Source organism: Streptomyces tricolor (assembly GCF_002155905.1).
GTDB lineage: Bacteria > Actinomycetota > Actinomycetes > Streptomycetales > Streptomycetaceae > Streptomyces > Streptomyces tricolor.
In genome coordinates this window covers 1-7,623 of the sequence record NZ_MUMF01000132.1, presented here as the reverse complement: position 1 = coordinate 7,623, position 7,623 = coordinate 1, and the positions used below count along the sequence as shown (strand labels likewise).

The window sequence follows — 7,623 nt, the reverse complement described above, 5'->3', positions numbered from 1 at the left end:
CGGCGTACTCGGCCAGCAGCCCTTCGTCCTCGTCCGTCCGTGCGGTGATCTCCGTGACGAGATCGCCGAAGAGCCGCAGGATGTGCGCGCCGTCCACCAGGCCGCCGCCGTAATGGGCGTCCTCCTGGCCGATGCGCACGCGGAGGAAGGCGGATGCCTCGGCCTCCTGGTGCGTGTCCGCGAGGGACATGGGGGCACCGTCCTCTCTGAGCGTTCTTGCTGGGGGCGGGCCCGCCGGCGCGACCACTCCGAGGGCCACGGCGGCGACCACGTTGTGTTTGTGGGTGATGGACAGCTCGATGGCGGCCGGGCCCAGGGCGGCCGCGGGGCCCCGCAGGGTGACCACGGGCGCGCCGTCGGCGGCGCGGTCCACGCAGATGTCCCGGGGGGCGATTCCCCGCAGAAGTCCGGTGCCCAGCACCTTCACGACGGCCTCCTTGGCGGCGAACCGCCCGGCCAGGAACTCCAGGCGGCGCTCCTCGCCCATGCGGTCGGCCAGCCTGATCTCCTCCGGGGCGTAGCTCAGGCGCAGGAACCAGGGCCGGGTGAGGAGCCGGCGCAGTTCCGTGCGGTCCAGGACGTCCACGCCGATGCGGAGGGTGCCGGCCGCCGCGTGCGTCACGGGGCGCCCTCGCCACCGGGATCGCCGAAGTCGCCGGTGCCGCCCAGATCGACGAGGCGCTGCCTGGCCAGCATGTCCTCGGTCGTGTCCCGTTCCCTGATCAGCCGGGCCCGGCCGCGGTGGACCAGCACCTCGGCGGGAAAGCCGTGGCTGAGGAAGAGCCCCGGGGAGGCCGTCGGGCCGTAGGCGCCCGAGCGCTCCACGCCCAGCAGGTCGCCCGGGACGACCTCCGGCAGCGGCACCCGCTTGGCGACCACGTCGTTCGGCGTGCACAACGGCCCGGTCAGCGTGTACGGGCGCGCGGCGGGGTCCGCGGGGCGGCCGAGGTGGGTCACGGGGAAGTTCCGCTTGACGAAGCTGCCGATGCCGACCGCCGCCATGTGGTGGTTGGTGCCGCCGTCCGCGACGACGAACCACTCGCCTCTCGACTGCTTCACATAGCGCGCGCGGACCACATAGGTTCCGGCCTCGGCGGTGAGGAAGCGGCCGAGTTCCATGATCAGCCGGCAGTGCGGATGGCGTGCGGCGAAGGGGGCGACCGCCTCGCGGACGCCCGCGCCGAGCGCGTCGAGGTCGAGGTCGTCCTCGTTCTCGAAGTAGGCGACCCCGAGCCCGCCGCCGAAGTCCACGGTCTCCAGCGGGATGCCGAGGTGGCCCGCCAGGTCCTCGGCCATGGACAGGATCCCGGCGGTGTTGCGGACGACGTCCTCGTGCTTGAGGAACCGGGTGCCCATGTAGGCGTGCACGCCCTTGACCCGCACGTGCCGCAGCTCGGCCAGCGTGTCCTTGGCGCGGCGCACCTCTTCCTCGTCGATGCCGAACTGCCGCGGTTTGCCGCCCATGGCGAGCCCCGACCCCGTGCTGCCGAACGACGGGTTGACCCGCAGCAGCACGGGGAACGGCGCGCTCGCCCCGCTGCGGGCGACCATGTCGTCCAACTGGCGCAGTTCTTCCAGGGACTCGCACACGACGGCGTGGATTCCGGCGTCCACGCAGGCCGCCAGTTCCCGGGCGTCCTTGCCGGGGCCGAGGAAGATGATGTCCCGGGGGGCCACCCCGGCCCGCAGCGCGGTGACCAGTTCGGTGTGCGAGGAGACCTCCGCCCCGGCGCCCTGCGCGCCGAGGAAGGCGCACACACTGATGTTCGGGTTGGCCTTGAGGGAGTAGAAGACGTCCACCGTCTCGGGCAGCACTGTGCGCAGCCGGCGGTACGTGCCCTCCAGCACCTCGGTGTCGTAGACGAACAGGGGCGTGCCGAACTCCTCGGCGAGGGTGGTCACCGGGAGGCCCTGGAACCGGGCTTCCGCGGTGTTCATCGCTGCCAACCGGGCTCGCCGGCCGGTTCGGTGAATGCTCCGGCGGAAAGGACGGAAAGGACGCGACTGCGCATTGCCTGATTCCCTTCGGTCACGGATTTCGTTTACCGACGAGAAGAATTCTCAACACGTCGTCCGCAGCCGGGGAAGAGGTACATGGTGGACACAACCGTCCCTGACCTGTTCAGTCCGCGTCAGGTATGCCCGTCGTCCGGACGCAGGACTTCCGGGCCCAGGAGTTCGGGGCGCAGCAGCGGCACCTCGGCCCGCCGCAGCCGCCATGCGGCGAGCCGGGGCCGGCGGGCGACCGCGCGCCACCACAGCCGCTCCGCCGCGGCCTCGGCGCTCATCAGGTCGGCACGGCACAGGAACACGCCGACCACCGGCCATGGCGCCGCCGCGTGCACGGCGACGTGCTCCAGCCGGTCCTCGCGGGTGGCGCAGGCCCGGATCAGACACCCGATGTCGGGGGGCAACGGCTCGCCGCCCGGCGGCGGATCGAGCGTGAGATGAACAAGAAGCATTCGTCGACTATGTCTCGTTCGATATAGCCTCACGATGCGTCACTGCTGGACTGTTCGCGCCAAGGACAGAAGCGTCCAGGTTACATGGGCAAAATGGGCGGACGATTCCCCGGACGTCGCGGAAATAGGCGGAAAGCAGCGGGCCCGCCGGCCCGTCGCCTTTGACGGTGACGGGCCCGCGCGGTTGCCGGTCAGGTGTCGAAAAGGCCTCTTTGAACGGCGTGCACACCGGCCTGGAATCGACTGCGCGCGTCGAGATGGGCCATGAGGCCGGTGGAGATGCGCCGGGCCGTACGGGTCGACACACCGAGCCGTTTGGCGATCGTCTCGTCCGTGGCCCCCTGGGCCAGGAGCCGCAAGGCCTCGTGCTGCTGGGGGGTGAGGGCGTCCTCGGCGGGAGCCTGCACGGGCGCGGAGAACGGCTCGGCCGTCTGCCAGGTGGTCTCGAACAGGGCGCACAGCGTGGCCAGCACGCCGGGCGTGCGGATCACGATCGCCCCGTCCGCGGTGTCGTCACTGTCCGTGGCCATGACGGCGACCCGGCGGTCCGCGATGATCATCCGGTTGGGCAGGGTCGGCACGGCCCGCACCTGGACGCCGACGGAGGTGAGCCACTCGGCGTGCGCGACCGTGGCCGGGTCGTTGCGGATGCTGTCCAGGTAGATCGTGCGGATGGCGACGCCCCGCCCCAGCAACTCCTGTGTCAGGGGCCGCGAGTTGCGCATGTTGTCGGGGGTCTGCGGGCCTCCCGGCGCGAACGTCATCAGCTCGGACTCGACGGTCCTGTTCATCGCGGCCAGGTGGTCGCGGATGTTGTCCAGCCCCCGCAGGTGCTCCACGTCGTCCCGCGAGGCCTCCGGGTCGTCACCGGCGAATTCCGAGATGAGTCTGACCGCCGCGGCCCGGCTCTCCTCCAGTTGCTGCTGCTGCGCCGCGACCTCCGCCTGCTTGCGGGCCAGCAGGATCTCCATGGCCAGGTGCGGTCTGACGGCGTGCAGGCGCTGCGCGTCCCCGCTCGCCGGACGGATGAGCGCCATCTCGCTGAGCCGGTCGAGAGCGGTGTGCACGGCACTCTCGCTGAGGCCCGTCCGTCTGCACAGTCCGGTCACCCCGTCGTCGGGGTGCGCGAGCATCTCCCGGTAGACGACGTCGGTCACGGTATCGAGCCCAAGAACATCAAGCATGTACCAGCGCCCCTTGAGACACCACGCAAGCCCCTCGTCTCGTTCCGCTTCTTGCTCAGGTGTTTCTCCTGGGGCGCCTAACCAGAACTGACACGCTCAAACCGGCCGCCCCACGGTCAACGGGCGTGCCGTACAACCACATTGGCCGGAGCAGCCCGCTGTCGCGCTGCTCCGGCCGGGACGGTGGCGGTGGTCTCGCGGCTCACTTCCCCTGGTCGGTCGGCCGGAGGGTCCACAGGACGCTCATCTCGCCGGTGACGGCGCCGTCCGCGCGCCGGATCTCTATCGCCACCGGGAACTCGGGGCGCTGCCCCGCGTCCAGTTCGGCGACGACCTCGGCGGCCGGGCGGCCCAGCGTCGCGGTCGCGGTGACGGCGCCCATCGCCAGCTTCTTGTAGGAGATCTCGGCCCGCACCGCGAGCGGCACGGCGCGCGAGAGCTGGTCCCCGAAGGCGGCCAGCACGATGGCGCCGCTGGCCGACTCCCCGAGCGTGAACATCGCACCGGCGTGCGGGCCGCCCACGTGGTTGTGGTACGCGCTCTGGTCCGGCAGGGACACCACGGCCTTCTCGGGAGTGGTCTCGAGGAACTCCAGGTTCAGCGTCCGGGCCATGGGCACGGTGGCGGCGAGCATCTCGCCGATCGACATCTGGTCTGCGCTCATGCCCGTCATGTTACTCACGAGTAGCGAAGCCTGGCCAGTGGAGCACACTAGGGTTACTGGCCATGTGGCCAGATCAGCAGCCGCCAGGGGGCGCGCAGAACCCGCAGCACCAGCAGCAGAACCCGTACCAGCAGCCGGGGCACCAGCAGCCGAACCCGTACCAGCAGCCCGGGTACCAGCAGTACCCGCAGGCCGGCCCGTACGGACAGCAGGCCCAGACCGGCCCGTACGGACAGCAGCAGTGGGGGCAGCCCCCCACGGCACCCGTGCCCGAGCCCCCGAAGGGCGGTGGCGGCCGTACGAAGCTGATCGCGGTCGTCGCGGCCACGGCCGTCGTGGTCACCGCCGCCGTGACCGGCTACCTGGTCCTGGGCGGCTCGAAGGACGACGAGGCGGACGACGGCAAGGGCGGACGGTCCGCGAGCCCGTCGCCGACCGCCACCTCTCCCGCCTCGCCCACCTCGACCGCGACCGACAACCCCCGCTCCGGCGAGACCGAGAAGCCGACGATCGCGGGCTGGAAAGTCGTGGTCAATCCCAAGTACGGCACGGCCTTCGAGGTGCCCGCGGACTGGGAGGTGCAGCGGCCCGGCGTCTTCACCTTCTTCGAGGACAAGGAGAAGGGCGACGGCTCGGCGTACATCGGCTTCTCCGGCGCCTCGTTCCTGAAGCCCGACTACTGCACCTCCGACAACAACGGCTACAAGCAGTCGCACGCGCTCGCGGGCAGCGGCACGAAGGGCGAGAACGGCGCCAAGGACACCCAGAGCATCGCCCGCGGCAACTCGGCCACCTTCGTGTTCGGCGGGTACACGGACCAGTCCAAGGCCGCCGAGAAGTACCTGCGGATCGGCAAGGCGAAGCCCTTCACGACGGCGTCGGGCGTCAAGGGCAGCGTCGCGACGTCGTACGTCGTCGGCGCGCCCAAGAAGAACAAGTGCGACACGGACGGCAAGGCCACCACGTTCGCCTTCAAGAACTCCACGGGCAGCTTCGTCTCGTGGACGTTCTACGGCGCCAAGGGCGTCAAGGACGAGGTGTCCGACGCGACCGTCACGAAGATCCTCGGCACGGTACGGCTGCACGGCGACCCGATCGTGGACTGACCGGCACGAACGCATTTGGCATACCGGTGGTCGGGCGGGGATAGTCGGCCGGTGACCCACACCTCCGGCTCCTCCGCCCGCCCCCGCAGACCCGCCTGGGCGGGACGCAATTACTCCCTGCTCACCACGGCCGCCGTCGTGACCGGTCTCGGTGCGAACGGCTCGCTGATCGCCGCCGCCTTCGCCGTCCTGGAGTCGGGCGGCGACAGCGGGGACGTCGGACTGGTGGCCGCCGCCCGCACCCTGCCGCTGGTGGTGTTCCTGCTCATCGGCGGCGCCCTCGCGGACCGGCTGCCCCGGCACCGGGTGATGGTCGCCGCCAACGCCCTCAACTGCCTCTCCCAGGCGGCGTTCGCGGCGCTCGTGCTGGCCGGTGAGCCCCGGCTGTGGCAGATGATGCTGCTCACCGCGCTCGGTGGCACCGGGCAGGCCTTCTTCGGCCCGGCCGCCGAGGGCATGCTGCTGTCCTCCGTCGACGGCGAGCAGGCGGGCCGGGCGTTCGCCCTCTTCCGCATGGCCACCCAGGGCGCGGCCCTCGGCGGCGCGGCCCTCGGCGGCGCCCTGGTCGCGGCCGTCGGCCCCGGCTGGGTGCTGGCCGTCGACGCGGCGGCCTTCGCCGTCGCGGCGGCCCTGCGTTCCTTCCTCGACGTCAGCCACATCCCGCCGCGCGCCCCGGGCGAGGGCATGCTGGCCGACCTCCGCGAGGGCTGGCGGGAGTTCACCGGCCGGCCCTGGCTGTGGGGCATCGTCGTCCAGTTCTCGATCGCCAACGCGGTGGTCGGCGCGGCCGACGCGGTCTACGGCCCGCTGGTCGCCCGGGACAGCCTGGGCGGCGCGGGACCCTGGGGCCTGGCCCTGGCCGCGTTCGGCGCGGGCACGGTGGCCGGCGCCCTGCTGATGACCCGCTGGAAGCCCCGCCGCCTGCTGCTCGCCGGCACCCTGTGCGTCTTCCCGCTGGCCCTGCCCTCGGCGGCGCTCGCCGTCCCCGTGCCGGCCGGCGTGCTGTACGTGGTGATGTTCGTGGCGGGGACGACGGTGGAGGTGTTCGGGGTGTCCTGGATGACCGCGCTGCACCAGGAGATACCCGAGGACAAGCTCTCCCGGGTCTCCGCCTACGACTGGTTCGGCTCGGTCTCCCTCATGCCGCTCGCCACGGCCCTGGCCGGACCGGCCGAGAGCGCCTTCGGCCGTACGGCCGCCCTGTGGGGCTGCGCCGCCCTGGTGGTCCTGGTCACCGCCCTGGTGCTGCTGGTGCCGGACGTCCGGAACCTGACGCGTCGCACCCGGCCGGTCACCGGCTCCCCGGCGGCGTCAGCCGATGCCGAACGCCCCGTCGGGGGGCTCGGGTGAGGGCACCGCGTCGGCGTCCTCGACCGGCCGGGCCCTCCCGGTGAACCGCCGTACCGCCGCGCCGTGTTCGACCCGCGCCGGAAAGGCGTCCGCCGCGCTGCGCCGGGCCATCGTGGCGACGTCCAGCGGCCGGTGCGAGGCGACGACCACCGCGTTGCCGAACCGCCGCCCCCGCAGCACCGCCGGCTCGGCGATCAGTGCCAGCTCCCCGAAGACCGCCGCCAGCGTGGCCAGTTGGGAGCGGAGGAAGCCGAACGGCGCCGCGTCGGCGAGGTTGGCCAGATAGACCCCGCCGGGGCGCAGCACCCGTTCGGCGGCCCGGACGTAGGCGAGCGTGGTCAGATGCGCCGGCACCCGGGATCCGCCGAACACGTCGGCGATCAGCACATCGGCGTGGTCGTCCGGCGCCTCCTCCAGCCAGGCCCGGGCGTCGGCCGCGTGCAGCGCGACGCCCGAGCCCGCCGGCAGCGGCAACTGCTCGGTGACCAGTTCCAGCAGCCCCCGGTCCGCCTCGACGACGTCCTGGCGGGAGCCGGGCCGGGTGGCGGCGACATACCGGGGCAGCGTCAGCGCGCCCCCGCCGAGGTGCACCACGTCCAGCGGCGCCCCCTCGGCGGCGACGGCGTCCAGCGCGAAGGCCAGCCGCCGTGCGTACTCGAACTCCAGGTACGCCGGGTCGTCGAGGTCGACGTACGACTGCGGCGCCCCGTCGACGGTGAGCAGCCAGGCCCGCTCCCGGTCGACGTCGGGCATCAGCTTGGCGGTGCCGTGGTCGACACTCCGGGTGACGGGTATGGCTTCGCTCACTGTGTCATTGTGCCTGGGTGCGGCGCCGCGCCCAGGCACAATGACACAGT

Annotated in this window: 8 protein-coding genes; 2 read left to right on the top strand and 6 right to left on the bottom strand. The window is 72.2% G+C overall.

What is annotated here, in order from left to right; translation table 11 throughout:
* From CCN44_RS10820 to CCN44_RS10800, 5 genes are all read right to left on the bottom strand, one after another.
* Positions 1–622: holo-ACP synthase (locus CCN44_RS10820; protein ID WP_086697491.1), on the bottom strand; the 622-nt coding region annotated here is incomplete at its 3' end.
* Complete coding sequence (locus tag CCN44_RS10815) at positions 619–1,938, bottom strand: type III PLP-dependent enzyme (RefSeq protein ID WP_086697490.1); 1,320 nt, start codon at positions 1,936–1,938, stop codon at positions 619–621. The genes CCN44_RS10820 and CCN44_RS10815, both read right to left, overlap by 4 nt.
* Positions 1,939–2,132: 194 nt before the next feature.
* Positions 2,133–2,462 (bottom strand): hypothetical protein, encoded by a 330-nt coding sequence (locus CCN44_RS10810; protein ID WP_059248080.1) that lies wholly within the window; start codon positions 2,460–2,462, stop codon positions 2,133–2,135.
* A gap of 191 nt (positions 2,463–2,653) precedes the next feature.
* The gene (locus tag CCN44_RS10805) at positions 2,654–3,619 is read right to left on the bottom strand and encodes a helix-turn-helix domain-containing protein (protein WP_311737171.1); all 966 of its coding nucleotides are present in this window, start codon (positions 3,617–3,619) and stop codon (positions 2,654–2,656) included.
* A 229-nt stretch (positions 3,620–3,848) separates the two neighbouring features.
* Entirely contained in the window at positions 3,849–4,310 is a 462-nt protein-coding gene (locus CCN44_RS10800; protein WP_189397319.1) for a DUF4442 domain-containing protein, read from the bottom strand.
* A gap of 62 nt (positions 4,311–4,372) precedes the next feature.
* Here CCN44_RS10800 and CCN44_RS10795 point away from each other — a divergent pair, with 62 nt between their 5' ends.
* Positions 4,373–5,416 carry a hypothetical protein gene (locus CCN44_RS10795; RefSeq protein WP_086697489.1) on the top strand — a complete coding sequence of 348 codons (1,044 nt, stop codon included), beginning with the start codon at positions 4,373–4,375 and terminating at the stop codon, positions 5,414–5,416.
* 51 nt (positions 5,417–5,467) lie between these two features.
* Positions 5,468–6,766 (top strand): MFS transporter, encoded by a 1,299-nt coding sequence (locus CCN44_RS10790; protein WP_059248084.1) that lies wholly within the window; start codon positions 5,468–5,470, stop codon positions 6,764–6,766.
* Here CCN44_RS10790 and CCN44_RS10785 read toward each other — a convergent pair.
* Positions 6,728–7,573 carry a spermidine synthase gene (locus CCN44_RS10785; RefSeq protein WP_208639750.1) on the bottom strand — a complete coding sequence of 282 codons (846 nt, stop codon included), beginning with the start codon at positions 7,571–7,573 and terminating at the stop codon, positions 6,728–6,730. The two genes, CCN44_RS10790 and CCN44_RS10785, sit on opposite strands and share 39 nt — an antisense overlap.
* Between the last annotated feature and the right edge of the window lie 50 nt (positions 7,574–7,623).

What these genes read in the sequence shown, in the direction of transcription:
- CCN44_RS10815 (WP_086697490.1), bottom strand. Translation starts at nt 1,938, where the DNA reads ATGAACACCGCGGAAGCCCGGTTCCAGGGCCTCCCGGTGACCACCCTC.
- CCN44_RS10810 (WP_059248080.1), bottom strand. Translation starts at nt 2,462, where the DNA reads ATGCTTCTTGTTCATCTCACGCTCGATCCGCCGCCGGGCGGCGAGCCG.
- CCN44_RS10800 (WP_189397319.1), bottom strand. Translation starts at nt 4,310, where the DNA reads ATGAGCGCAGACCAGATGTCGATCGGCGAGATGCTCGCCGCCACCGTG.
- CCN44_RS10795 (WP_086697489.1), top strand. Translation starts at nt 4,373, where the DNA reads ATGTGGCCAGATCAGCAGCCGCCAGGGGGCGCGCAGAACCCGCAGCAC.